This window comes from Burkholderia sp. 28_3, from assembly GCF_003253915.1.
Lineage (GTDB): Bacteria > Pseudomonadota > Gammaproteobacteria > Burkholderiales > Burkholderiaceae > Burkholderia > Burkholderia cenocepacia.
The window spans coordinates 303,736-329,677 of sequence record NZ_QKZF01000006.1 but is presented as its reverse complement, the minus strand read 5'-3'; the positions used below and the strand labels follow the sequence as shown (position 1 = coordinate 329,677).

The 25,942-nt window shown below is 67.0% G+C and carries 23 protein-coding genes; 8 read left to right on the top strand and 15 right to left on the bottom strand.

Translation table 11 applies throughout. From position 1 onward, the window contains the following. Positions 1–76 precede the first annotated feature (76 nt). Positions 77–613: a peroxiredoxin gene (locus tag DFS13_RS16565; protein WP_006490813.1), complete on the top strand. Its 537-nt coding sequence runs from the start codon at positions 77–79 to the stop codon at positions 611–613. A gap of 99 nt (positions 614–712) precedes the next feature. Here DFS13_RS16565 and DFS13_RS16560 read toward each other — a convergent pair whose 3' ends face one another. From DFS13_RS16560 to DFS13_RS16520, 9 genes are all read right to left on the bottom strand, one after another. Continuing rightward, entirely contained in the window at positions 713–2,065 is a 1,353-nt protein-coding gene (locus DFS13_RS16560; RefSeq protein ID WP_006499057.1) for a sigma-54 dependent transcriptional regulator, read from the bottom strand. Between the two features lie 87 nt (positions 2,066–2,152). Further along, complete coding sequence (locus tag DFS13_RS16555; RefSeq protein WP_006499058.1) at positions 2,153–4,162, bottom strand: ATP-binding protein; 2,010 nt, start codon at positions 4,160–4,162, stop codon at positions 2,153–2,155. Positions 4,163–4,166: 4 nt separating this feature from the next. Next, positions 4,167–5,456 carry a dicarboxylate/amino acid:cation symporter gene (locus DFS13_RS16550; RefSeq protein ID WP_006490818.1) on the bottom strand — a complete coding sequence of 430 codons (1,290 nt, stop codon included), beginning with the start codon at positions 5,454–5,456 and terminating at the stop codon, positions 4,167–4,169. Positions 5,457–5,812: 356 nt separating this feature from the next. Then, positions 5,813–7,498 (bottom strand): cation acetate symporter, encoded by a 1,686-nt coding sequence (locus DFS13_RS16545; RefSeq protein ID WP_062884303.1) that lies wholly within the window; start codon positions 7,496–7,498, stop codon positions 5,813–5,815. 11 nt (positions 7,499–7,509) lie between these two features. Then, positions 7,510–7,815 (bottom strand): DUF485 domain-containing protein, encoded by a 306-nt coding sequence (locus DFS13_RS16540; protein ID WP_006477703.1) that lies wholly within the window; start codon positions 7,813–7,815, stop codon positions 7,510–7,512. 95 nt (positions 7,816–7,910) lie between these two features. Next, complete coding sequence (locus DFS13_RS16535) at positions 7,911–9,116, bottom strand: CaiB/BaiF CoA-transferase family protein (protein WP_006490819.1); 1,206 nt, start codon at positions 9,114–9,116, stop codon at positions 7,911–7,913. 29 nt (positions 9,117–9,145) lie between these two features. Next, on the bottom strand, positions 9,146–10,291 hold the full coding sequence (locus tag DFS13_RS16530) for an acyl-CoA dehydrogenase family protein (RefSeq protein ID WP_111441888.1): 1,146 nt from the start codon (positions 10,289–10,291) through the stop codon (positions 9,146–9,148). 14 nt (positions 10,292–10,305) lie between these two features. After that, positions 10,306–11,502, bottom strand: coding sequence for an acyl-CoA dehydrogenase family protein (locus tag DFS13_RS16525; protein ID WP_111441887.1), 1,197 nt, complete (start codon positions 11,500–11,502; stop codon positions 10,306–10,308). A gap of 29 nt (positions 11,503–11,531) precedes the next feature. After that, positions 11,532–13,658, bottom strand: a complete 2,127-nt coding sequence (locus tag DFS13_RS16520; protein WP_062911161.1) for a 3-hydroxyacyl-CoA dehydrogenase NAD-binding domain-containing protein — start codon at positions 13,656–13,658, stop codon at positions 11,532–11,534. 159 nt (positions 13,659–13,817) lie between these two features. Here DFS13_RS16520 and DFS13_RS16515 point away from each other — a divergent pair, with 159 nt between their 5' ends. Further along, positions 13,818–14,780: a LysR family transcriptional regulator gene (locus DFS13_RS16515; protein WP_006485246.1), complete on the top strand. Its 963-nt coding sequence runs from the start codon at positions 13,818–13,820 to the stop codon at positions 14,778–14,780. 83 nt (positions 14,781–14,863) lie between these two features. Beyond that, positions 14,864–16,738 (top strand): gamma-glutamyltransferase, encoded by a 1,875-nt coding sequence (ggt, locus tag DFS13_RS16510; RefSeq protein ID WP_111441886.1) that lies wholly within the window; start codon positions 14,864–14,866, stop codon positions 16,736–16,738. A 56-nt stretch (positions 16,739–16,794) separates the two neighbouring features. On the opposite strand, the gene DFS13_RS16505 is transcribed toward ggt, so the two are convergent. The 3 genes from DFS13_RS16505 to tauA are packed head-to-tail and all read right to left on the bottom strand — an operon-like array spanning position 16,795 to position 19,609. Further along, positions 16,795–17,757, bottom strand: a complete 963-nt coding sequence (locus tag DFS13_RS16505) for an ABC transporter permease subunit (RefSeq protein ID WP_077055806.1) — start codon at positions 17,755–17,757, stop codon at positions 16,795–16,797. Next, positions 17,757–18,554, bottom strand: a complete 798-nt coding sequence (locus tag DFS13_RS16500) for a taurine ABC transporter ATP-binding protein (protein WP_006499066.1) — start codon at positions 18,552–18,554, stop codon at positions 17,757–17,759. The genes DFS13_RS16505 and DFS13_RS16500 overlap by 1 nt, the downstream gene beginning before the upstream one ends. A gap of 38 nt (positions 18,555–18,592) precedes the next feature. Further along, complete coding sequence (tauA, locus tag DFS13_RS16495; protein WP_111441885.1) at positions 18,593–19,609, bottom strand: taurine ABC transporter substrate-binding protein; 1,017 nt, start codon at positions 19,607–19,609, stop codon at positions 18,593–18,595. A gap of 382 nt (positions 19,610–19,991) precedes the next feature. Between tauA and DFS13_RS16490 the strand changes: the two genes are divergently transcribed. The 5 genes from DFS13_RS16490 to DFS13_RS16475 all read left to right on the top strand — a co-directional run bounded on the left by DFS13_RS16490 (position 19,992) and on the right by DFS13_RS16475 (position 23,426). Continuing rightward, positions 19,992–20,543, top strand: a complete 552-nt coding sequence (locus tag DFS13_RS16490; RefSeq protein WP_166677914.1) for a PAAR domain-containing protein — start codon at positions 19,992–19,994, stop codon at positions 20,541–20,543. Continuing rightward, positions 20,540–20,974, top strand: a complete 435-nt coding sequence (locus DFS13_RS39905) for a hypothetical protein (RefSeq protein ID WP_134163149.1) — start codon at positions 20,540–20,542, stop codon at positions 20,972–20,974. The genes DFS13_RS16490 and DFS13_RS39905 overlap by 4 nt, the downstream gene beginning before the upstream one ends. After that, positions 20,859–22,042 (top strand): IS3 family transposase gene (locus tag DFS13_RS16485; protein WP_111441884.1). Its coding sequence is split into 2 segments (ribosomal slippage): positions 20,859–21,126 and positions 21,126–22,042, totalling 1,185 coding nucleotides; the frame shifts between segments, so codons are not numbered across the junction. The genes DFS13_RS39905 and DFS13_RS16485 overlap by 116 nt, the downstream gene beginning before the upstream one ends. A gap of 66 nt (positions 22,043–22,108) precedes the next feature. After that, on the top strand, positions 22,109–22,744 hold the full coding sequence (locus DFS13_RS16480; protein WP_134163150.1) for a glycine zipper family protein: 636 nt from the start codon (positions 22,109–22,111) through the stop codon (positions 22,742–22,744). 13 nt (positions 22,745–22,757) lie between these two features. Continuing rightward, positions 22,758–23,426: a hypothetical protein gene (locus tag DFS13_RS16475; protein WP_060265670.1), complete on the top strand. Its 669-nt coding sequence runs from the start codon at positions 22,758–22,760 to the stop codon at positions 23,424–23,426. A 300-nt stretch (positions 23,427–23,726) separates the two neighbouring features. Here the strand turns inward: DFS13_RS16475 and lipA are convergent, their stop codons facing one another. From lipA to DFS13_RS16460, 3 genes are all read right to left on the bottom strand, one after another. Continuing rightward, positions 23,727–24,719, bottom strand: a complete 993-nt coding sequence (lipA, locus tag DFS13_RS16470) for a lipoyl synthase (protein WP_006485242.1) — start codon at positions 24,717–24,719, stop codon at positions 23,727–23,729. After that, positions 24,712–25,467 carry a lipoyl(octanoyl) transferase LipB gene (lipB, locus tag DFS13_RS16465; protein WP_111441882.1) on the bottom strand — a complete coding sequence of 252 codons (756 nt, stop codon included), beginning with the start codon at positions 25,465–25,467 and terminating at the stop codon, positions 24,712–24,714. The genes lipA and lipB overlap by 8 nt, the downstream gene beginning before the upstream one ends. An 84-nt stretch (positions 25,468–25,551) precedes the next feature. After that, a complete protein-coding gene (locus tag DFS13_RS16460; RefSeq protein WP_006485239.1) occupies positions 25,552–25,878 on the bottom strand; it encodes a DUF2917 domain-containing protein in 327 nt (108 codons plus the stop codon). Between the last annotated feature and the right edge of the window lie 64 nt (positions 25,879–25,942).

Sequence of the window (25,942 nt, the reverse complement as noted above, 5' to 3'; positions counted from 1 at the left end):
CGCATTCGCGCTAAAATGAGCGCCGAATTTCGACGTCCCTTGCATCGATCCGCGTCATCGACTCCGAGAGCACCAGATGAACACCACGCCCCCCGCCCGCCGCAGTACCGGCCCCGTCCGCTATATCGTCGCGGCCGCAGTCGTCGCGGCGATCGCCGTCGCCGGCTTCTTCGCGTTCAACGGCAAGTCCAGCGTGCCGGACGCGACCTTCACGCTGCTGTCGGGCCAGAAGGTCTCGACCGCCGGCGACCTGAAGGGCAAGGTCTATCTCGTGAATTTCTGGGCGACGAGCTGCGCGACCTGCATGCAGGAAATGCCGCAGATGGTCGATACCTACAATCGCTTCAAGGGTCAGGGGCTGGAATTCGTCGCGGTCGCGATGAACTACGATCCGCCGATGTACGTCGCGAACTACGCGCAGACGCGCCAGTTGCCGTTCAAGGTCGCGCTCGACGACGGCAGCGTCGCGAAGCAGTTCGGCAACGTGCAGCTCACGCCGACGACCTTCGTCGTCGACAAGGACGGCAAGATTCTGAAGCGCTACGTCGGCGCGCCGCAATTCGCGGAGCTCGACGCACTGCTCAAGAAGGCGCTCGACGGCAACGCGGCCTGAGCGCCGCCCGATCCGGCTCGCAGGCGCGCGCACCGCGCCCTTCCGGCAAGACAACGGACCGCATGACCGGGCAACCCGGTTCCGCGGTCCGTTTGCTTTTCAGCGCTCGGTGTCGCCTTTCGCCGACAGCCCGTAGCGCTTCATCTTCTCGTACAGCGTCGCCTTGCCGACGTGCAGCCGGTCGGCCGTTGCCGCGACCGCACCGCCCGTCTGGTTCAGCGCCTCGGCGATCACCGCGCGCTCGAACTGCTCGATGCGCTCCTTCAGCGTCTGGTCGTTGTCGGCGTCGTCGCCCGCGCCCGTTTCCTGCGGCATGTCGGCCACGCCGAGCACGAAGCGGTCGGCCGCATTGCGCAGCTCGCGCACGTTGCCCGGCCAGTCGCGCTGCATCAGGCTCGCGCGCTGCCGGTCGGTCAGCACCGGCGCGGGCCGCCCGTAGCGCACGGCCGCGTCGAGCATGAAATGCTCGAACAGCGGCACGATGTCCTCGCGGCGCTCGGCGAGCGGCGGCAGCGCGATCGTCACGACGTTGAGCCGGTACAGCAGGTCGCGCCGGAACGTGCCGGCCGCGACGAGCTCGCTCATGTCGCCCTTCGCGGCCGCGACCACGCGGCAGTTCACGCGGATCGGCTGGTTCGAGCCGAGCCGCTCCAGCACACCGTCCTGCAGCACGCGCAGCAGCTTGACCTGCAACGCGAGCGGCATGCTTTCGATTTCGTCGAGGAACAGCGTGCCGCCGGACGCGTACTCGAGCTTGCCGACGCGCCGCTTCGCCGCGCCGGTGAACGCGCCGGGCTCGTAGCCGAACATCTCCGACTCGAACATCGGCTCGGGCAGCGCGCCGCAATTGACCGCGATGAACGGCTTGTCGCGGCGCGGCGACAGCTCGTGCAGGCTGCGCGCGATCAGCTCCTTGCCGGCGCCCGTGTCGCCGTTGATCAGCACCGACGCGTCGGTCGGCGCGACGTTCGCGATCAGCTTGCGCACCTGCTCGATCGCCGGGCTGCGGCCGATGATGCGCGGCGCGACCACGTGCTGCCCGGCCAGTTCGCGCCGCAGCGCGTGGTTCTCGAGCACGAGCTCGCGGCGCTCGAGCGCGCGGCGCACCGTCTCGATCAGGCGCTCGGCCGCGAACGGCTTTTCGATGAAGTCGTACGCGCCGTCGCGCATCGCCTGCACGGCCATCGAGATGTCGCCGTGCCCGGTGACGAGGATCACCGGCACGTCGGGCACGCGCTCGCGGCACTGCGCGAGCACGTCGAGCCCGCTCGCGCCGGGCAGCCGGATGTCGCTGACGACCGCGCCGGCGGTATCCGCGACGATCGCCTTCTCGGCCGCTTCGGCCGACTCGAAGCCGGCGACGTCGAAGCCCGCCAGTTGAAGGCTCTGCACGCTCGCCCGGCGCACGAGCGCATCGTCTTCGATATAGATCACTTGCAGCCGGTTGGCCATCTTGGTCACTTGCTCCTGACAGGCCGCGCGGCGCGCGCACGCGGCTCTCGATTGATGCCGGTCGGTCGCCGACCGGGCCTGTTCACGCTAATGCGAACCCGCCGGCTCGGACACGGAGTCCGGATGATGCGTGCGGGCGCGCCGCAGCGTCAAGACGAACAGCGCGCCGCCCGACGGGGCGTTGCGGGCGGTCAGCGCGCCGCCCGCGTCGCTCGCGATCGACGACGAGATCGCGAGGCCGAGCCCGAGCCCGCGCCCCATTTCCTTGGTCGTGAAGAACGGCTCGAACAGGCGCGGCAGCAGATCGGGCGCGATCCCGGAGCCGTTGTCGCGCACCTCGACCGCGAGCGTCGCGGCCGACACCGCGATCGTCACCTCGATCGCCGGCGCCGCGACGCCGGCCACCGCGTCGAGCGCGTTGCCGAGCAGGTTGATCAGCACCTGTTCGAGGCGCAGATCCTCGCAGCGCGCGACGAGTTCCGGATAGTCGCGCGCCAGGTCGAGCGGCGCATCGCGCGCGGGCGACACGGTCGCGTCCTGCAGCGTCAGCGTGAGCGCGACGCCGCGCAAGCGCTCGTCGAGCAGCGACAGCACGCTGCGCAATGCGCGCACGACGAGGGCCTGCTCGTTGCGCGGCTTCGCGCGGCCGACGAACAGCTTCAGCTGGTTGGTGATCTTGCCCATCCGCTCGGTCAGCGCGGCGATCGCCTCGAGATTCTCGCGCGCGGCGGCCTGCTCGCCGCGATCGAGCAGCACGCGCGTGTTGTCCGAGAAGCTGCGCAGCGCCGCGAGCGGCTGGTTCAGTTCGTGCGTGATGCCGGCCGCCATCTGGCCGAGCGCGGCGAGCTTGCTCGCCTGGATCAGTTCGTCGTGCGCGGCGCGCAGCTCCTGCTCCGCGCGGATCCGGTCGCCGACTTCCTTCTGCAATTGCTCGTTCGCTTCCGACAAATCGGCCGTACGCTCCTCGACGCGCCGGTTCAGCTCCGCGTACGCCTGCTGCAGCAGCGCGCGGCCGCGGATCATCTCGCGCACGCGGGCGCGGCGCATCCGCCAGTAGAACGCCAGCAGCGCGACCGACACGAAGCCGAAGCCGGTGACGATCGTCGCGTTGCGCGCATCGGCATCGATCGGCGCGATCGGCGCGAGCGTGACGAGCAGCCAGTCGGGCTCGCCGATCCGCCGCTTGCTGGCGAGAAAGCGCGGCGCACGCCGGCCGGCGCCGAGGCGCACGATTTCCGCATCGGCGCCGAGCGTCTGCTCGACGCGCAACGGCAGCGGCGTGACCGGTTGCTGCGCGTACTGGCGCGTTTCGTAGATCGACGCGGCGACCGGTCCCGTGAGCGGGCGCAGCGTGTGGTACTTCCACGCGGGCACCGACGACAGGAACACGACGCCGTGATCGTCCACGACGACGAGCGGCTCGGACGCGTCGGCGCCCTGGAACCATTCGAGGTTGAGCTTCACGACGACGACGCCCGCGATCTTGCCGTCGTGCCACACGGGCTGCGAGATGTAGTAACCGGGGTCGCGCGAGATCGTGCCGATCCCGAAAAAACGGCCGACCTGGCCGTTCATCGCGTCGAGAAAATACGGGCGGAAACGGTATTCGATTCCGACGAAGCTGTCGGGCGCGCGCCAGTTGCTGGCGGCGACGCACAGGCCGTCCGCGCCGATCACGTAGGTGACGGTCGCGTGCGCGTGTTCGTTGAGGTCTTCGAGATAGCGGTTGACGCGCGCGGTGTAGTCGCCGCGCTTGGGCTCCGCGAGCAGATCCTGCACGTACGGATGGCTGCCGAGCAGGTAAGGCAGCGATTCGTAGCGGTCGAGCGTGCTCTTGAGCGCGTTGGTGGTGCGGTCGACGCGCACCGCGGCATTGCGCTGCAGCTCGGCGACGCCGCGCTGCCAGGTGACCGTCCACGTGAGCGCGCACGCCGCGACGAGCGCGGCGGCAAGCACGACGAGGATGAGCAGGCGGCGCGTCACGGTCGAGGCTTCCTGGCGATGCGGATCGCCTATTGTGTCATAGGCCTCCGCCTCGATGCCCCGGGCGCCGCGGGCCGCACGGCCGGCGGGCGGCGCCGCCGCCTGCTCGTTCATCGCGTCAGACGCCGGCCGTCTCGGTCGGCGCGACTTCGCTGCCGCCCTTCAGCGCCTGGCGCAGCTTGTTGCGGTCGAGCTCCTTCTCCCAGGCCGACACGACGACCGTCGCCACGCCGTTGCCGACGATGTTGGTCAGCGCACGGCATTCGCTCATGAAGCGGTCGATGCCGAGGATCAGCACCATGCCCGACAGCGGGATCGTCGGCACGACGGCCAGCGTCGCGGCGAGCGTGATGAAGCCCGCCCCGGTCACGCCGCTCGCGCCCTTCGACGTCAGCATCGCGACGGCCAGCAGCGTGAGCTGCTGCATCCAGGTCAGCTCGATGTTGGTCGCCTGCGCGATGAACAGCACGGCCATCGTCATGTAGATGTTGGTGCCGTCGAGGTTGAACGAATAGCCGGTCGGCACGACGAGGCCGACGACCGAACGCGAGCAGCCGGCCTTCTCGAGCTTTTCCATCAGCTGCGGCAGCGCGGCTTCCGACGAGCTCGTGCCGAGCACGATCAGCAGTTCTTCCTTGATGTACGACACGAAGCGGATGATCGAGAAGCCGGTGAAGCGCGCGATCGCGCCGAGCACGACGAGCACGAACACGACCGACGTCAGGTAGAACGTGCCGATCAGCTTGAGCAGCGGCACCAGCGAGCCGACGCCGTACTTGCCGATCGTGAACGCCATCGCGCCGAACGCGCCGATCGGGGCCAGCTTCGTGACGATGTGCACGATGCCGAACAGCACCCGCGTCAGGCCGTCGATGAAGTCGGTGACCACGCGGCCGCGCTCGCCGAGGTGCGCGAGCACGCTGCCGAACAGCAGCGCGATCAGCAGGATCTGCAGGATTTCACCCTGCGCGAACGCGTCGACCATCGTGTTCGGGATGATGTGCATCAGGAAGTCGACCGTCGACTGCCCGTGCGCCTTCGCCGCGTACGACGCGACGGCCTTGCCGTCGAGCGTCGCCGGATCGATGTTGAAGCCGACCCCCGGACGCAGCAGGTGCGTGGCCGCGAGGCCGAGCAGCAGCGCGAAGGTCGACACGATCTCGAAGTACAGCAGCGCCTTGCCGCCGACGCGGCCGACCTTCTTCATGTCCTCCATGCCGGCGATGCCGGTGACGACCGTACAGAAGATGATCGGACCGATCACCATCTTGATCAGCTTGATGAACCCGTCGCCGAGCGGCTTCATGTCGGTGGCGAGCGCCGGGTAGTAGTGGCCGAGGATCACGCCGACGATGATGGCGAAGATCACCTGCACATAGAGCACTTTGTAGAAGGGTTTCTTCTTCACGATGGTTCCTGCTGAAGTAGATGATGAGCCGGTGGAAACGGCGTCACGCGCGCAGGCGAATGTCTCAGGGGAAAGTCACTCGCCCGCGCGGCTGCCGTGCCGCAACAAGCGATGCCTCAGAACATCCGGAGGGGGAGGAAGGCAGTGGTCATCGGTTGTCTCCTTGGTTTAATAGTCAGGCCGGGGGCCGGCCATGCGCTTTATATTGCAAGGTCGATGCCAGGTTTCCGGAACCCCTCAAGCCGTTGTTTTCATTGTATTTCTCATAATGCGGCAGGCAAGAAAATCCGGGATTCCGGATTTCCGGAAAATATCCGTCCGGCGATCCGGACGGATGTGTCGCTTCGTCAGACGAATCAGTGCCGCACGGCCTGGCTGGCCAGCACGCCGGTCTGCGCGTAGAACTCCTGCTGCGCGAACGCGTCGCGCTCGCGGCGTGCGCGCTCGCCGCGATCCGCGAGCGAACCGATGACGATCCCGACGAACGCGAGCGGCACCGACACGAGCGCAGGGTTGTCGAGGAACACCGGCGCATGCGCGTGGTGCAGCACGTCGACCCACACCGACTTCGACAGCACCGTGAGCGCGACCGCCGACACGAGGCCGAGGCCGCCGCCGAGCACCGCGCCGCGCGTGGTCATCCCGCGCCAGAAGATCGACATCGCGAGCACCGGGAAATTGGCGCTCGCGGCCACCGCCGCGACGAGCCCGACCATGAACGCGACGTTCACGTGCTCGAACAGGATCGACAGCCCGATCGCGACGGCCGACAGCACGATCGTCGCCGCGCGCGAGATCCGCATCTCCAGCCGTTCGTCGGGCTTGCCGCGCGCCCACATCTGCGCATACAGGTCGTGCGAGATCGTCGTCGCGCCGGCGAGCGTCAGGCCCGCGACCACCGCGAGGATCGTCGCGAACGTGACGGCCGCGATGAACCCGTAGAACCAGTTGCCGCCCACTGCCTGCGCGAGCTTCACCGCGACCATGTTGGAGCCGCCGAGCAGGTCGTGCGTCAGGTTGAACGTGCCGTTCGCGCCGAGCCGGAAGAATTCCGGATGCTGCGCGAGCAGCACGATCGCCGAGAAGCCGATCACGAAGGTCAGCAGGTAGAAGTAGCCGATGAAGCCCGTCGCGTAGAGCACCGACTTGCGCGCCTCCTTCGCGTTCGGCACCGTGAAGAAGCGCATCAGGATGTGCGGGAAGCCGGCCGTGCCGAACATCAGCGCGATGCCGAGCGACAGCGCGTTGGCCGGGTCGCGGATCAGCTTGCCGGGCCCCATGATCGACAGCGCGCCCGGATGCACGGCCACCGCGCGGCGGAACATCGCGTCGATGCTGAAGCCGAACTCGCCGAGCGCGAGCACCGCGAGCAGCGTCGCGCCGCACAGCAGCAGCACGGCCTTGATCACCTGCACCCAGGTGGTCGCGGTCATCCCGCCGAAGAACACGTAGACGACCATCAGCACGCCGACGATCAGCTCGGCCGTGCCGTACGACAGCCCGAACAGCAACTGGATCAGCTTGCCCGCGCCGACCATCTGCACGACGAGGTACAGCACGACGATGGTCAGCGCGTTCGCCGACGTCAGCAGCCGGATCGGCCGCTGCGCGAAGCGGTACGCGACGACGTCGACGAACGTGAACTTGCCGAGGTTGCGCAGCGGTTCGGCGATCAGGAACATCACGAACGGCCAGCCGACCAGGAAGCCGATCGAATAGATCAGCCCGTCGAAGCCGAACATGAACACCATCCCCGACAGCCCGAGGAACGACGCGGCCGACATGTAGTCGCCGGCGATCGCGAGCCCGTTCTGCAGCCCGGTGATGCCGCCGCCGGCCGTGTAGAAGTCGCGCGTCGAGCGGGTGCGGCGCGCGGCCCAGCGCGTGAGCGCGAGCGTCGCGAACACGAACGCGAAGAACATCGCGATCGCGACCGGGTTCAGCTCGACCTTGTCGGGCATCGGGCCGGCGACACCGGTCGCATGGGCGGTGGAGGAGACGAGAACGGTCAGCGCGCCGAGCGCGCGCGCAATGCGTCGCATGCGGGCCTCCGTCACGAACGTTGCAGGATCGCGTCGACGCGGCGGTCGAACGCACGGTTCGCGCGCAGCACGTAGCACGCGGTCAGGCCGATCGCGATCAGGATGATCGCGACACCCGCGGCGATCCCGACCGTCGTCGTCGCGCCGCGGTACAGCGGCGCGGCGAGCACGTGCGGCGCAAGCGCGACGAGCAGGATGAAGCCGTAGTAGGTGGCGATCATCAGCGCCGTCAGCGTGAAGCTGAAGCGGCGCCGTGCCCGCACGAGCTGCTGGTAGTCGCGGCGCGCCGTGACCGATTCGATGACGGAAAGCTCCATGGTGTCTCCATTTCCAGCTCGTCATGGCGAGCGGTGTTTTGTGGAATGGTCGGCGCGCGTCGACTGTTCCGCCCGCGCCGCGGCGGTAAATTGAATTACACGACGCGATCCGCGCGCAGCCGCGCGACGTCCTCCGCCGACATCCCGAGCCAGCCGCCGAGCACCGCATCGGTATCGGCGCCGAGCACCGGCGGTGCACCGCGCACCGGCAGCCGCGCGCCGTCGAAGCGGTACGGCGGCGCAAGCACGTCGACGCCGCCCGCGACCGGATGCGGCTGCCGCGTGACGAGCCCGGCACTCGTCGCACGTTCGGACGTCAGCGCTTCGTGCAGCCCGAGCACTTCGCCGCACGGGATGCCCGCATCGGCGAGCGCGGCGAGCAGCGTCGCGCGCGACCGGCGTGCCAGTTCGCGACGAATCTCGGGCAGCAGGTCCGCACGATTCTCCGAGCGGCCGAGGTTGGTCTTGTAGCGTTCGTCCGCCGCCAGGTCGGGACGCTCGATCGCGTCGCAAAAGCGTGCGAACTGCGTGTTGTTGCCGACCGTGATCACGAGCGGGCCGTCGGCCGCGTCGAACACGCCGTACGGCACGATCGACGGGTGCGCGTTGCCGTAGCGCGGCGGGTCCTCGCCCATCAGCAGCGCGTCGAGCCCGTAGTACGCGGTGATCATCAGCCCGCAGTCGAACAGCGCCATCTCGATGCGCCGCCCGCGCCCGGTCGCATGGCGTTCGTACAACGCGGCCAGGATCGCCTGCGCCGAATACATGCCGGTGAACAGGTCGACCGCCGCGACGCCGAACTTCAGCGGCGGCTGGCCGGCCTCGCCGTTCAGCGCCATCAGCCCGGCCTCGCCCTGCACCACGAGGTCGTAGCCGGGCCGCGCGGCCTCGGCACCCGACCGGTCGTAACCCGAAATCGCGCAGTGCACGAGGCGCGGGTTCAGCTCGGCCAGCGCGTCGTAGCCGAGGCCGAGCTTCTCCGCGCCGCCGAACTTGAAGTTGTGGATCAGCACGTCGGCCTGCGCGGCCAGCTCACGCGCGATGCGCTGGCCGGCGTCCGTCTGCAGGTCGACGCAGATCGACCGCTTGCTGCGGTTCACGCTGTTGAAATACGTGGTTTCGGTGTCGCCGATCCGCAGCCCCCAGTCGCGCGTATCGTCGCCGCGCGCCGGATGCTCGACCTTGATCACTTCCGCACCGAAATCGGCGAGCACCATCGCGCACCACGGGCCCGCGAGCACGCGCGAGAAATCGAGCACCTTCACGCCGGCCAGCGGCAGCGCGCGCGGTTCGTTCGTCATCCTTGTCTCCTCCATTCGCGTTTTCGCCGTTACTGTTTCGACAGCGCGATGTAGCGCGCGAGATGATGATCCTCGTCACCGAGCTGGTGATCGATCATCACGAGCCGCTTCGCGTAGTGCGACAGCGGCAACTCCCACGTCATCCCGATCCCGCCGTGCAGCTGGATGCTTTCCTCGGCGACGAGCGTGCCGATCCGGCCGATGCTGTATTTCGCCGCCGCGAGCGCGCGCTCGCGCACCGCGCGCGGCGCGTCGAGCTGCGCGGCCGCGTTGATCACGGCCGAGCGCGCCTGCTCGACTTCGAGCAGCAGGTCGGCCATCCGGTGCTGCAGCGCCTGGAAGCTGCCGATCGGCAAACCGAACTGCTTGCGCGTGCGCAGGTAGTCGAGCGTGTGCTCCTTCGCGACGTCCATCGCGCCGAGCGCTTCCGCCGACAGCGCGAGCAGCCCGTAGCCGAGCACGCGTTCGAGCAGCTCGGCGCCCGCTTCGCCGTCGAGCGCCTCCGGCGCGCCGAGCGCGGCGTCGGCCGGCAGCGCGACACGCTCCAAGCGCACTTCGGCCGCGCGGCCGCCGTCGATCTTCCGGTAGTCGCGCAGCGACACGCCCGACGCATCGGCCGGCACGACGAACAGGCCGATGCCGGCCGCGTCGTCGTCGTTGCCGGACACGCGCGCGCTGACGACGAAGAACGCCGCCTGCGCGCCCTGGTCGACGACACCTTTCGCGCCGGTCAGCACCCAGCCGTCGCCGGACCGTTCGGCGCGCGTGCGCACGGTCGTCAGTTCATAGTGCGAGCCCGGTTCGTCGTGCGCGAACGCGGCGCTCGCGCTGCCGTCGATCAATGCGGCGAGCCGGTCGCGATGCGCATCGCCGCCGGCGAGCGACAGCGCGCGGCCCGCGAGCAGCGCGCCGAGGAACGGCTCGACGACGAGCCCGCGCCCGAGGCATTCGAACACCACGGCGATGTCGAAGCCCGCGCCGCCGAAGCCGCCGTCGGCTTCGGCAAACAGCGCGCCGACCGTGCCGAGTTCGGCGAAGCGCTGCCACATCGCGCGGTCGAAGCCTTCGGCCGACTGCGCGATGCGGTCGCGCACCGGGAACGCGTACTGTTCGGCGATGAAGCGGTTCAACGTGTCCGCCAGCATCCGGCGGTCTTCTGTGTGCTGGAAATCCATCGTCGCGTCCCTCGTTACAGCCCGAGCATCATCTTCGCGATGATGTTCTTCTGGATCTCGTTCGAGCCGCCGAAGATCGACAGCTTGCGGTTGTTGAAATACTGCTGCGCGGCGCTCGCGGCTTCTTCCGGGCCGACCGGTTCGCCGTCGTAATCGGCGTCGAGCGCGTCGTCGACGAACGGCTGCGCGTACGGCCCCATCGCGCGCCGCATCAGCGCGGTGATCTCCTGGCGGATCTGCGTGCCGCGAATCTTCAGCATCGAGCTTTCCGCGCCCGGCACGCCGCCGCCCGCGACCGCGGCCAGCACGCGCAGGTTGGTCGTGCGCATGTTTTCCAGCTCGATCTCGACGCGCGCGAGCCGCGCCGCGAAGAACGGATCGTCCGCGAGCGGCCGGCCGTTCTTGGTGACCTTCGCGGCCACCGCGCGCAGCCGGTCGAGCGCGGCGGTCGAGAAGCCGATCCCCGCGATGTTGGTGCGCTCGTACGTGAGCAGGTATTTCGCGTAGGTCCAGCCGCGATTCTCTTCGCCGACCAGGTTCTCGACCGGCACGCGCACGTCGGTGAAGAACACTTCGTTCACCTCGTGCTCGCCGTCGAGCGTGATGATCGGACGCACGTCGACGCCCGGCGTATTCATGTCGATCAGCAGGAAGCTGATGCCTTCCTGCTTGCGCACGTCGGTCGCGGTGCGCACGAGGCAGAAGATCATGTTCGCGTAGTGGCCGAGCGTGGTCCACGTCTTCTGGCCGTTCACGACGTAGTGATCGCCGTGGCGCACCGCGCTCGTCTTCACCGACGCGAGATCGGAGCCGGCGCCCGGCTCCGAGTAGCCCTGACACCACCAGTCGGTGCCGTCGAGGATGCGCGGCAGCCAGTGGCGCTTCTGCGCGTCGTTGCCGTACTTGATCAGCACCGGGCCGAGCATGTTCACGCCGAACGGCACGATGCGCGGCGCGCCGGCGAGCGCACATTCGTTGTCGAACAGGAATTTCTGCGCGACGCTCCAGCCGGGGCCGCCGCATTCGCGCGGCCAGTGGCTCGCGAGCCAGCCGCGCGCGTTGAGGATCGCGTGCCATTCGCGCATGTCGTCGCGCGTCAGGTGCAGGCCGCCCTTCACCTTGCGCGCGGTGCACGCCGGCAGTTCGGCGGCGAGGAAGCGCTGCACTTCAGCGCGAAAGGCTTCCTCTTCGGGAGTGAAATCGAGGTCCATCTTCGGTCCGTGGCAAATGCGGTTGGCGTTCAGTCGATGTGGTTCAGGCTCGCGAAATCCGCGCCGCGCGCGACGAGATCGACGAGCAGCGGCGACGGCTTCCAGAACAGCGGATCGTCCTTCGCGAACGTGCGGATGTCGGCGAGCACGTTCGCGAGGCCGAGCGTGTCCGCGTAGTGCATCGGGCCGCCGCGATAGCGCGGGAAGCCGTAGCCGTGCAGGAACACCGCGTCGACGTCGAGCGGGCGCAGCGCGATCTTCTCGTGCACGACGTTCGCGCCTTCGTTGATCATCGCGGCGAGGTAGCGGCGCAGGATCTCGTCGTCGGTGAACGTGCGCGGCGTGATGCCCTTCTTCGCGCGTTCTTCCGCGACGATCGCGTCGACTTCCGGGTCGGGCGTGCCGACGCGCGCGCCGTCCAGATACAGGTAGTAGCCGCGGCCGGTCTTCTGCCCGAACCAGCCGCGCTCGCACAGCCGGTCGGAAATCTCCACGTAGCGCGCATTCGGATCGCGCGTCGCCGCGCGGCGCTTGCGGGTCGCCCAGCCGATGTCGCCGCCCGCGAGGTCGACGACCTGGAACGGCCCCATCGGGAAGCCGAATTCGCGCACCGCGCGATCGATCTGGTACGGCGACGCGCCGTCTTCCATCAGGTAGTCGGCCGCCGTCCGGTAGACGGCGAGGATCCGGTTGCCGATGAAGCCGTCGCATACGCCCGCGCGCACCGGCGTCTTCTTCAACTGCCGGGCCAGCGCGAACGCGGTCGCGACGACGTCCGGGCTCACGCGCGCCGGCACGACGATCTCGAGCAGCTTCATCACGTTGGCCGGCGAGAAGAAATGCAGGCCGATCACGTCGGCCGGCCGGTCGATGCTCGCGGCGAGCGCGTCGATGTCGAGATACGACGTGTTGGTCGCGAGCACCGCGCCCGGCTTGCACACGCGGGCGAGTTCGGCGAACACGGCCTGCTTCACGGCCATGTCCTCGAATACGGCTTCGATCACGACGTCGACCTGCGCGAGCGCGTCGTACGACGTGCTGCCCTTGAAGCGCGCGAGGCGCGCCGCGTGCGCGGCGGGCGTCATCCGCCCTTTCGCGACGAGGCCGTCGTACACCTTCTCGACGTGCGCCCGGCCGCGCGCGAGCGAGGCTTCGTCGCGCTCGATCATCGTCACCGGCAGCCCGGCGTCGAGCGCCGCGACCGCGATGCCCGCGCCCATCGTGCCGCCGCCGACCACGCCGATCCGCCCGACCGGCCGTGCGCTCGCGCGTCGCGCCTCGGGCGCCTTCGCCGCCTCGCGTTCCGCGAAGAACGCATGCACGAGGCCCGCGCGCTGCGGGCTGTCCAGACATTGCAGGAACAGGCTGCGTTCGAACTTCATTCCCGCGTCGAACGACTGCGTGAGCGCGGCCTCGACCGCGTCGACGATCTTCGCCGGCGAGAACAGGCCGCGCGACTTCTTCGGCAATTCGGCGCGGGCCGCGTCGATCGCCGCCTGCGCGGCCGTGCGGTCCGCCAGGCCCTGCGCATCGCGCGTGCGGCGCACCGGTGCGCCGAGCGACACGAGTTCCTGCGCATAGGCGAGCCCTTCGGCGAGCGTGTCGTCGCTGTGCGCGACGCGATCGACGAGGCCGAGCGCGAGCGCTTCCTCCGCGCTCGCATGACGGCCCGTCAGCATCAGGTCGAGCGCGGCCTTCGCGCCGATCAGGCGCGGCGCGCGCTGCGTGCCGCCCGCGCCGGGCAGCAGGCCGAGCGTCACTTCGGGCAGCCCGAGTTTCGCGCCGGGCACCGCGAGCCGGTAATGCGCGGCCAGCGCGACTTCGAGGCCGCCGCCGAGCGTCGCGCCGTGCAGCGCGACCACGACCGGCTTCGTGCCGGACTCGATCCGCTCGCACACGTCGGGCAGCGACGGCGGCACCGGCGGCTTGCCGAATTCGCGGATGTCGGCGCCCGCGATGAAGTTGCGGCCGGCGCCGACGATCAGCACCGCGCGGATCGCGTCGTCGGCCTGCGCGGCGTCGATCGCGTCGGCGAGGCCGCGCCGCACGTCGGCGGACAGCGCGTTGACGGGCGGATGGTCGATCGTGACGACGAGCACCTTGTCGCGCCGCTCGCGCGTGACGGTGCCGGTTGGGGGCGTGGCGGGGGAATTCATGGCGTCTCCTGTCGAAGCTGTCGATGCAGCAGGCATGACCCGATTCTCGATTGATCGAGATTCATTGACAATTCCCGCACGCCTTTACAAGCTGTCAAGTCTGACTTGACACTGGATGCTTTCCGACCGTTAAACGGGCCGGATCAGGAGAACACGGGCATGGACCTGAACGCGCTGACGCTGCTCGTCGAGATCCTCGACGCCGGCAATCTCAGCAAGGCCGCGCAGCGGCTCAAGATGAGCCGGGCGAACGTCAGTTACCGGCTCAACCAGCTCGAGCGCTCGATCGGCCAGCAGCTGGTGCGGCGCACGACGCGGCGCATGGAGCCGACCGAGATCGGGCTGAAGCTGTACGAACACGGCCGGCGCATCCGCAACGAACTGCTCGCCGCGCAGGAATCGGTGACGACGCTCGGGCAGGACCTGCAGGGCCGCGTGCGGCTGTCGGTGCCGAGCGGCTACGGGCAGATCGTGATGTCCGAATGGCTGCTCGCGTTCAAGCGGCGGCATCCGGGCATCGTGCTCGACGTGGTGTTCGAGAATCGCGTGGAAGACCTGATGCGCGACGAAGTCGACATCGCGATCCGCGTGATGTCCGAGCCGCCGCAGAACCTGGTCGCGCGCGACATGGGCGCGGTGCGCTACGTCGCGTGCGCGTCGCCCGCGTTCGCGGCCGCGCACGGGATGCCGGCGAGCCTCGGCGCGCTGGCCGCCGCGCCGGTCGTCACCGCGACGGTGATGGGCCGGCAGCTCCGCATCGCCGCGTATCTCGGCGACGAACGCCACGAGGTGCTGCTCGAACCGACGCTGATTTCGGAGAACTTCCTGTTCCTGCGTCAGGCGATCCTCGCGGGGATCGGCGTCGGCATCGTGCCCGACTACGTGATGCAGGACGACCTGCGGCACGGCGCCGTCGTCACGTCGCTCGACGCGTACCGGCTCAGCATCTTCGGCACCCACATGTACATGCTGTACATGCCGAATCGCCACCACACGCGCGCGACCTCGACGTTCATAGAGTTCATCCTCGAACAGGCCGGAAAGACCGGCCGGGGCGGGCCCGGCGGGATGCGTCAGGGTTTCCTGTCGGATGACAAGCCGCCGGGCGCGCGGCGACAATAGCGCGCCGGGGCGGGCAGCGCCGTTGCGCCCGCGCCGACGTCCACGCCGCCGTCTCCTTCGAATTCACTGCTGCCGAGGGTTCAATGTTCGACCGGATTCGTCCGTATTCGCGTCCCTGGACGCTGCTCGCCGCCGTCGCGCTCGTCGCGTTCAACGCCGGCTGCACGTCCCCGTCCGCGCCATCGGGCGCCGTCGTCCCGGTCACCGCCGCATCGGGCGCGGCCGTCCCGCTGCCGGGCGTTCACGCGCCCGAACTGTCGTCCGGCTGGACGGACAAGTCGGGTTGGACCTCGCAGCATTTCATGATCGCGGCCGCGAACCCGCTCGCGACGCAAGCCGGCTACGACATGCTGAAGGCCGGCGGCACCGCGATCGACGCGGCCATCGCGACGCAGATGGTGCTGGCGCTCGTCGAGCCGCAATCGTCGGGCATCGGCGGCGGCGCGTTCATGCTGTACTTCGACGGCCGTGCAACGCAGGCGTACGACGGCCGCGAAACCGCGCCGGCCGCCGCGACCGACCGGCTGTTCTACGGGCCGACCGGCCAGCCGATGAGCTTCTACGAAGGTGTCGTCGGCGGGCGCTCGGTCGGCACGCCGGGCGTGCTGCGCATGCTCGACGCCGCGCACCGCGCGCACGGCAAGCTGCCGTGGCGCCGGCTGTTCCAGCCGGCCATCCGGCTCGCCGAGCGCGGCTTCACGATCAGCCCGCGGCTCGCGATGCTGATCGCGAACGACAAGTACCTGAAGAACGACCCGGCGGCCCGCGCGTACTTCTACAACGCGGACGGCACCCCGAAGGCCGCCGGCACGGTGCTGAAGAACCCGGCGCTCGCGACCGTGCTGCGCCAGGTCGCCGACCGCGGCGCGAACGCGTTCTACAGCGGCGCGATCGCGCGCGACATCGTCACGAAGGTGCGCAAGCACCCGACCAACCCGGGGCTGCTGTCGCTGCAGGATCTCGCGCGCTACAAGGCGAAGGTCCGCGCGCCGCTGTGCGCCGACTACCGGCGCTCGATCGTGTGCGGGATGCCGCCGCCGTCGTCGGGCGGCCTCGCGATCGCGCAGATGCTCGGCATGCTCGAAGCGATGCCCGACTGGCAGCAGATCGGCGCGCAGAAGCCGGTGCGCAACGACGTCGGCTACGAGCCGACGCCGTTCGCCGCGCACCTGTTCAGCGAAGCCGGGCGCCTCGCGTATGCGGACCGTGCACGCTACGTGGCCGATCCCGATTTCGTGCCGCTGCCGGGCGGCACCTGGGCGAGCCTCACCGACAAGACCTATCTCGCGCAGCGCGCGCGGCTGATCGGCGACACCAGCATGGGCGTCGCGCAGGCCGGCACGCCGCAGGGCGCGACGCTCGCGATGGCCGACGACCGCAGCCCCGAACTGCCGTCGACCTCCGACATCGCGATCGTCGACCGCTACGGCCAGGCGCTGTCGATGACGACCAGCATCGAGGACGCGTTCGGCTCGCGGCTGATGGTGCGCGGCTTCATGCTGAACAACCAGCTCACCGATTTCTCGTTCGTGTCGAACGACAACGGCCGGCCGGTCGCGAACCGCGTGCAGCCGGGCAAGCGGCCGCGCTCGGCGATGTCGCCGGAGCTCGTGTTCGACAAGAAGACGAAGCAGGTGACGATGATCGTCGGCTCGGCCGGCGGCCCGGCGATCATCAATCACGTCGCGAAGACGCTGGTCGGCGTGCTCGACTGGGGCATGACGATGCAGCAGGCGATCGCGCTACCGAACTTCGGGTCGATGAACGGGCCGACGCAGCTCGAACGGGGCCGCGTGTCGGACGCGCTCGTGGACGGGTTGAAGGGACGCGGGCACGACGTGCAGATCGTCGAGATGAACTCGGGGCTGCAGGGAATCCAGCGGCTGAACGTGCAGGGGCAGACGGTGTGGTTCGGCGGCGCGGATCCGCGACGCGAAGGGATCGCGATGGGCGATTGAGCGTGAAAGGCGCGGGCGGCGCGTACGCGCCCGTTGCCCGTGCCGTCAGTGTGACGTCACCCTCTCCCCTTCCACGGCACCACCCGCCGCTCGACCCACCGCATCGCGAGATCGAACAGCCACGCGATCGCGCCGATGAGCAGGATGCCCATCACGACGATGTCGGTGCGCAGGAAGCTCGACGCGTTGAGCACCATCTGCCCGAGCCCGGCCGTCGCGGCGACCATCTCGGCCGCGACGAGCGTCGTCCAGCCGAACCCGATCGCGATCCGCAGCCCGGTGAGGATTTCCGGCAGCGCGGCCGGCAGCACGACATGGCGCACGATCTGCGCGAAGCTGCCGCCGAGCGAATACGCGGCGTTGATCTGCTCGACGGTTGCGGCACGCACGCCGGCGCGCGCGGCCATCGCGATCGGCGCGAAGCACGCGAGGAAGATCACGACCAGCTTGGCCGTCTCGTCGATGCCGAACCAGATCACGACGAGCGGCAGATACGCGAGCGGCGGCAGCGGCCGGTAGAATTCCAGCAGCGGATCGAGCACGCCGCGTGCGACGCGGCTCACGCCCATCAGGATGCCGGCCGGCACGCCGATCGCGGTCGCGAGCGCGAACGCGCCGAACACGCGGGCCGCGCTCCACAACAGATGGTCCGACAACGGCAGGCCGCCCTGGATGCGGCCGTGCCACGCATCGACGAATGCGGTCCACACTGCTTCCGGCGCGGGCAGGAACAGCGGCGGCAGCCACTGCAGATGCGTCGCGACCCACCACAGCACGGCCAGCGCCGCGACCGTCGCGGCGCTCAACCCGGCCGTCTTCCCCTGCCCCGGCAACCGGTAACGGCGCGACGACGGCGCACGGCGCGGCGCCGCCCGACGCGGCGTGCGATCGTCCCGTTCGAAATCGGCGGCCGCACGATCGGCCGTCCAAGAATCCTGTGTGCTCATGCTGTCCTGCCTGTGCAAAGTGCTGTTCCGGCCGCGCCCCACGGCCACCCCGTGCCGTGCGAGTTCACTCATCACGCGGGCTCCGCCGCCGCCTCGTCGCGATGCAGGTACGCGATCAACCGCTCGCGCCACGCGATGAAGTCCGGCGACGACTTCACCGCGCGCGCATCGCGCGATTCGACGTAGCGGCGCGCGAACGGCAGCTCGAAGGTTTCGGCAATGCGACCGGGGCCCGGCGTCATCACGACGAGACGCGTCGCGAGGAACAACGCCTCCTCGACGTCGTGCGTGATGAAGAACACCGTCTTGCCGGTGCGCGCCCACACGTCGAGCACGAGCGCCTGCATCGTGCCGCGCGTCATCGCATCGAGCGCGCCCATCGGTTCGTCCATCAGCAGCACGCGCGGGTCGCTCGCGAGCGCACGCGCGATGCCGACCCGCTGCTGCATCCCGCCCGACAGCTCGTACACGCGCGCACGCGCATGACGCTCGAGGCCGACGAGTGTGAGCATCTCGCGCGCCCGTGCATCGCGTTCGGCCTTCGACACGCGCGCGAAGCGCAGTCCGAGCGCGACGTTGTCGAGCACGTCGAGCCACGGCAGCAGCGCGTATTTCTGGAACACGACGCCGCGATCGGCGCCGGGGCCCGTGACCGGCACGCCGTCGACCCGCACGTCGCCCGTCGTCGGTGCGACGAAGCCGGCCATGCAGTTCAGCAGCGTGGTCTTGCCGCACCCGGACGCGCCGAGCGCGACGACGAATTCACCGGCATCGATGCGCAGGTCGACCTGCGCGAGCGCCTGCGTCGTCGGCCTGCCGCGCTCGCCCGGATAGGCGACCGATACCTGACGGACTTCCAGCGTGCTCATGATCGGGGCTCCGCGATGAGTGGGCTGAATGGCCGCGCTCAGCGCGCGGCCTTCTGCACGAACTGCGGATCGACGCCGGCCGAATAGTCGGACAGCACCGTCTGGATCGTGCCTTGCGATTTGAGGAACGTGGCCGTGGCCGCGAGCGACTTCGCGGCGCCCGATTGCGCGCCGCCGCCGAGCCACGTCGGCGATGCCTGCTCGGCCGCCGTCGGGAACGCGTAGAGCGCGAGGCTGGCCGGCACGTCCTGCGCGTTCGCGCCGGACACCTTCGCCACCGCCGCGACCTGCGGCGAGCCGACCTTCCACGCCGCCGCATGCGCGCGGTAGTCGGCGTCTGCCGCCGCGAGCACCTTCACGAAACGCGTGACGAACTCGGGGTTCTCGCGCGCGAACTTGCGGCTCACGACGAAGCCGTCGAAGGTCGCCTTGCCACTTTCCTTCGCAACCTGGCCGGACGTCGTCAGCACGGTGCCCGACTGCTTGACCTTCGCGAGCACCGGATCCCAGATATAGGTCGCGTCGATGTCGCCGCGCGCCCACGCCGCCGCGACTTCGGGCGGACGCAGGTTGACGACCTTCACGTCGTTCGGATTGACGCCCGCGGCCTGCAGCGCGACGAGCGTATGGAAGTGCGACGTCGACACGAACGGCACGCCGATCTTCTTGCCCTTCAACGCGGCGATGCTGGTCACGCCCGAGCCGTTGCGCGCGACGAGCGCCTCGGCATCGTTGATGTTGTCGAGCACCCAGAACAGCGAAATGTCGAGCCCCTGCGACAGGCCGGCCGCGATCGGGCTCGAGCCGGCTTCGCCGAGCTGCACGGAGCCCGACGCGAGCGCGCGGATCACATCGGCGCCGCTGTCGAGCTTGCGGAACGTGACCTTGTAGCCGGTCGCCTTTTCGACTTCACCGCTCGCCTGCGCGTAGCGCCACGGCACGACCATGTCCTGGTACGCGATCACGACTTCGCGCGATTCGGCGTGCGCCGCGCCGAGCGCGGCAAAGGCGGTCAGCGCGACGACGGCGCGGCGGATGAAGCTGAAACGGGACATGCGGCTCTCCTTCGGAATGCGGGCATTGCTGCGGGAGAGCCGACTTTACGGGCTTTGCGCGCGGCGGGAGCGAACTTATCCTGCGAAGCTATCGATGCCGTTTCAGCTTTGCTTTCCACGCTGAAATGGATCGCGCGTCCGGTCCGGCGACGATTGTCGTGCGGTGGCGGGTCGTTGCCGCGCGTACCCCCCCGCTCGTCAGTCGATGCAAAGTCTTAGCGAACTTGCAAGACTTCCAAGCTCCACACATTCGCTGTGAAAAATAGATAAACCCGGAAGATTTCTAAAAAATTCGGATTGCAGATTTTTCAGTACCTGTCTGATTGCTGCGCACTATGCCACCATGATAATTCTTCGCCTGTTGCGAAAACAGGTGAGGAGCATGAAACGGTACTTGCTTAAAGTTGGCGACAAGTCGACTACCGGCGGCATCGTCATCGAGGGGGTAGACAGTTGCACGCATCACGGCACAGCCCTGACTTTTGTTGGCGCTCAGGTCGTTTGTAACGCGTGCCGGTCCACGGGTGTGATCGCGGCACAAGGTCCTCGTTGGCCGGATCATTTGATGGGTAAAGAACAGGCGCTTGATGGCGACTTGTGCCTTTGCAAATGCCACCCTCCTCCTGTAATGATCGCTTCCCAAACCGATAGCTTTCATAGCGTCGAGTCTCATAACCTCGCCGAGATGGGATACGGATCTTCAGTGCAATCTCTGACGGAAGAGTATCGAGGCAACTACGATGAGCGCGTCCGCGTACTCGACGCCAATAGTCAACCTGTTTGCAGTTCGCCCTATCACATTCGCACGTCAACAGGGGCAGTCTATAAGGGGCTGACGGACGCCCAAGGTTATTGTCCTCGCGTCTACACGAAAGATGTGTCAAAGCTGGACATTGCAGTCGGCCTGCAAGCTCTGGAGCGGTGGGAGCAATGAGCAACTTCGTATATCGAACAACGACAAACACTACCGCTGACTCCAAGTATGATGTCCTCGGGCATCACATGCCTGCTCGCATTTTCTTCTTTGTTACTGTTGAAGAAGTCGGAAAGGACGGCATGTTGGTCCGTCGCACGTACAGCACGATCAACGATCCATATCTCAAGCAACTTGAACTCTCACCGCTTGGTGAGATGCGCGAAGTCTATCCAGAGAAATATGGTCTGTGGAGCAAGGGCGGTCCCAAAGTGAGCTTGCCCCCGAAAAACGAATCCCTTGCTGAGCAGGTAAACTCACGCAAGGAGAAGAACAATGACAGGCAAGGCAAAACGGGCACAGTACACGCTCGAATTCAAGCTGGAAGCGGTGCGGCTGGTCAAGGCCGGGCAAAGCATGGCGGCGGTGGCGGCGACATTGGGTTTGGTTGAACAGACGCTGTACAACTGGGTAAAGGCTGACCGGGAAGGCAAGCTGGCCGGAGCCGGCGCAAAGCCGGTCAGTCCAGAACAGATGGAACTGGCGCGGTTGCGTGCGGAAGTGGCTCGTCTGAAGATGGAGCGGGATATTTTAAAAAAAGCCGCAGCGTACTTCGCGAAGGAGTCGATGTGAAGTGCGCGTTCATTGACCGGAATCGACACCACTGGCCAGTCTCAGTCCTGTGTGAAGCGCTGGAAGTCAGCCCCAGCGGATATCACCAGCGCCAGCAGCGCACCGGCGGCGACAAGCCGCACAGAGGCCACGTAAGCAACGATGCCCTGCTCGCGCACATCAAGGCCATTCACGCGCAGGTCAAGGGCGAATATGGCTGGCCGCGCATGTGGAAGGAACTGGTTGCACGCGGGGTACGCGTGGGCAAGGAGCGCGTTCGCAAGCTGATGGCGCAGCATGGCATCCGTGCACGACACAAGCGCAAGTACATCGCGACGACGAACTCGAATCACAACCTGCCGGTGGCTCCTAACCTACTGGAGCGCAACTTCACCGCTACGACGCCCAACCAGGTCTGGACCAGCGATATCACGTACTGTGCGACGGCCGAAGGCTGGGTCTATCTGGCTGTCATCATCGACCTGTTCAGCCGGCAGGTGGTGGGCTGGTCGATGCAACCGCACATGAAAGCTGAGCTGGTCACCGACGCGTTGCGCATGGCGTGGTTCCGACGCCGCCCACAGGCCGGCGTCATCGTGCATAGCGACCGGGGTAGCCAGTATTGCAGCGGCCTGTTCCAGGACACGCTGAAGGCCTACGGCATGCGCTCGTCGATGAGCCGACGCGGCGATTGCTGGGACAACGCCCCGACGGAGAGTCTGTGGGGTTCGCTAAAGGTTGCCCGCCTTCACGGCCGACACTTCGCGACGCGGCGTGCGGCGATGGATGAAATCGTCGACTGGCTTGGTTTTTATAATTCGCGCCGGCTACACTCAACGCTCGACTACGTCAGCCCCATGACATTCGAGCAAAACTGGTTCACGGCTCAGCAGGGCGAAGCCGCATAATTTCCTCAGCTATGGGATTCGCGAAACAGGGGCAAGGTCAAAGCTCCAGGCAGCGTGGTTGAGCACGTGCTGGAATACGACAAGCTAACTTCCTATGCCTCTGCCAGTCGCACCTACCCTGAAGGCGCGGGCAGAATGGCGGGCAAGACTGTGTATGTCGACATCGCCAAAGCCAAGCGAGCAGGAGCGAGGCTCGTGACGACCGACGAAATCGTTCGAGCCATCGATGAATATGCCGCCAAGGCTCGCTCAAAAGACAGGCGGTGGGCGGAACATATCAAACAAAAAGTCCTGGCCATGGACAAGGAGGTTCTGGTTCAACCACGGCCAATGGTGCCAGGTGAAGGTGTGTTCTCGCAGCGCGGTTTGGCTATCAGCCTCGGCATCGTCAAATATGCTCGGGTTGTGCGGGTTGTCGGCCTCGCTTTTACCGGCTATGACCTCTCGGTGGCATCCAATGAATCCATTCGTCTAAAGTCCATTCGTCCTCTGGAAAAGGAAGTCATTCGCCAGGCTGGTGGATGGGCAGGTAGTTGGGCCGGCGCCGTTGCTGGAGCCAGGGTGGGGGCTACAGCGGGTGCGATGGTTGGTATTGAACTTGGGCCTGGTGCCGTAATAACCGGCGCCATCGGTGGCATCGTCTTTGGCGCCATCGGCTATTTCGGCGGTTCTATGATTGCCGGCCAGATCCCGGATAAATGATGAGGGAGGAGATGTGTCTTTCTTCAAGCGCAAGGTTGAAGAGTTGCAAACGAAGCGTGCGGAGCGGGAAAGTCTGAAGAGTCTGGAAGATGCCTTTGGAAGGTCGCTCGGTGAATTGCAAGCTATTTTCGGCTCAGGCGCGATCGATCTGGAACAGCAGCAACTTCCCACCTATCCCAAGCCGATATATCAAGGCGATGCAGGTATCAATGCTTTTGGTCTGGTTCATCATGTTCAGCCTGGCCAGTTTCCAGCTTTGCTCAATCTCGTGCGGCAAGGCAGGGACGAGGTTGCGTATTTCCATTTCATCCGCGAAGTCGACGGGCAGTCGCTGAGCACCATCATCTCCCCCACATGGAGGTTTGCAGAGCGAGTCGTGCGCTTGCTCTCCAACGATATTGAACTGATTGCGAAGCTCTCGGAACAAGGCTTCCACCCCACCCCGCCGTGGATCGCGTTGTATGAGTTCGGACCGGTTCTGCATATCGGTCAGGGCGACCCTCACTACTGGCTGAACTATGTATGGGACTCGTTCTGGGAAAGCCTGAGCCTGGATGAACAGACGAGCTTTCTGAAAGAAGGAAGGGAAGAGGCTGGCGCCTATATCTCGGCCGAGGACTGGAAACTGTGGATCCAGAGTATCAGAATGCGCGATGCCCGTTTTCGCGAGCTTGAAGACTAAGAGCCCGTGTCCGGTAATGGCACGATGCGACGTGATGGCCCCGCGCTTACCCGATCTGGTCTCTTCAGCTATGGCTGATTCACGTCAATCAGTAACGGATCGCGACACTTTGCCATGACCAGCAGGAGTGTGAAGGCGGAATGACGCAAGATCGACCGAATGCTGACTGCTGCTGGAAGCACTGACGAAATTGTGCTGCGCTAGAAGGCGATGCTTCGCTTCGTCAGGACAGCGAGACAAAGAAATGCATAAAAAAACCCGCAAAGCGGGTCTTTTTATGCGTGGAGCGTCAGCGAGCGATCAGACCACCCCGGCCCCATGCGCCTGCAGATCGGCGTGATAGCTCGAACGCACCATCGCACCGACGGCCGCGTGCGTGAAGCCCATCTTGTACGCCTCTTCCTCGTACATCTTGAAGGTATCCGGATGCACGTACGCGCGCACCGGCAGGTGGTGCTCGGACGGCTGCAGGTACTGGCCGATCGTCAGCATGTCGACGTCGTGCGCGCGCAGGTCGCGCATCACCTGCAGGATTTCCTCTTCCGTCTCGCCGAGGCCGACCATCAGGCCCGACTTCGTCGCGACGTCCGGATGCTGCGCCTTGAAGTCCTTCAGCAGCTTCAGCGAGTGCGCATAGTCCGAACCCGGGCGCGCTTCCTTGTACAGGCGCGGCACCGTTTCGAGGTTGTGGTTCATCACGTCGGGCGGCGCGGCGTTCAGGATCGAGATCGCGCGGTCGAGACGGCCGCGGAAGTCCGGCGTCAGGATTTCGATGCGCGTGTCCGGCGACTGCTCGCGCACTTCGCGGATGCACTCGACGAAGTGAGCCGCACCGCCGTCGCGCAGGTCGTCGCGGTCGACGCTCGTGATCACCACGTACTTGAGCTTGAGCGCCGCGATCGTGCGCGCGAGGTTCTTCGGTTCATCGGCGTCGAGCGGATCGGGACGACCGTGGCCGACGTCGCAGAACGGGCAGCGGCGCGTGCACTTGTCGCCCATGATCATGAACGTCGCGGTGCCCTTGCCGAAGCATTCGCCGATGTTCGGGCAGCTCGCTTCCTCGCACACCGTGTGCAGGTTGTGCTCGCGCAGGATCGTCTTGATCTCGTTGAAACGCGAGCTGCCGGTGGCCGCCTTCACGCGAATCCACTCGGGCTTCTTCAGCTTTTCGATCGGAATGACCTTGATCGGGATGCGCGCCGTCTTCGCCTGCGCCTTCTGCTTGGCGGTCGGATCGTAGGCAGGGGTCGCGGCCGTATCGGCCGGTGCGGGAGAAGCGGTAACGTCAGTCATTCGATTGTTCCAGTGCGTGCGGCTTGTCGGCGGCCGCGGATGCGCCGTCGAGGTTGGCGATCAGACGGCGCACCAGCGTGCGGGCGACGTCGTTCCAGTCGGCGGCAACCTCGAGGCTCGCCATGTCGACGGTTTCCAGTCCGGCATAGCCGCACGGGTTGATCGCAAGAAACGGGCGCAGATCCATCTTCACGTTCAGGCTCAGCCCGTGATAGCTGCAGCCGTTACGGATCTTCAGGCCGAGGGCCGCGATTTTCGCGCCCTCGTGCACGCCGGATGCCACGTAGATCCCCGGCGCGCCCGCCTTGCGGACCGAAGCGAGATTATACGCCGCGAGGGTTTCGATCACGGCCTCCTCGATCTTCGTCACGAGCGTGCGCACCATCAGCTTGCGCCGGCGCAGGTCCAGCAACAGGTAGACGACGATCTGGCCGGGGCCGTGGTAAGTGATTTGTCCGCCGCGGTCGACCTTCACGAGCGGCACGCCGCTGTCGGCCACCAGCAGGTGCGCCGGGTCGCCGGCCTGGCCGAGCGTGTAGACGGGCGGATGCTCGACCACCCAGATCTCGTCGCCGGTGTCGGCCGTGCGCGTATCGGTGAACGTGCGCATCGCGTCGAAGCTCGCCTCGTACGCCTCGCTGCCCCGCCAGCGCACGGTGACCGGCTGGACCGGCTGATCCGGGGCTCCGGCGGGCGATGCGGAAACGGCGACAGGCGTGGACACGATGGAAACCGGCGAAACGGACATGGGCGGTAGTTTACCGAAAACCCGTGGGTCTCGCCGGCCTGGGGAGGGGGACGGATCGCCGGTATCCGTCGGATGAAATGATGGTCAGACGGTGCGCCAGCCGTCATGGAACAGCGCGCTCACGCGTTGGCGCAGCCGGGTCAGCCCGCCGAGCGCGACTTCCCGCGGCGGCCGCGACACCGAGAACGCGACGCACGCGCCCTCGCGGCCTTCCGCGCTGAGCCACAGCCGCTCGCCGCGGCGCAGCTTCAGCGTCTCGCCGTCGGCCAGGAAGTAGTCGTCGACGTCGTTGCTGCGCGTCGCCCAGACCGGCCCGCACTGGACGACCAGCCGCGTGCTGCGTTGCACCCTCATCGGCACGGTCTCGCCCGGGGGAATTTCGAAGGTGATGCTTGAAGAGATTTCTTGCATGATCGACTCCGCCAATAAGTGCTCCGATGGCTACAATCGTAGTCACTCGAAGGCGTCCGACCAA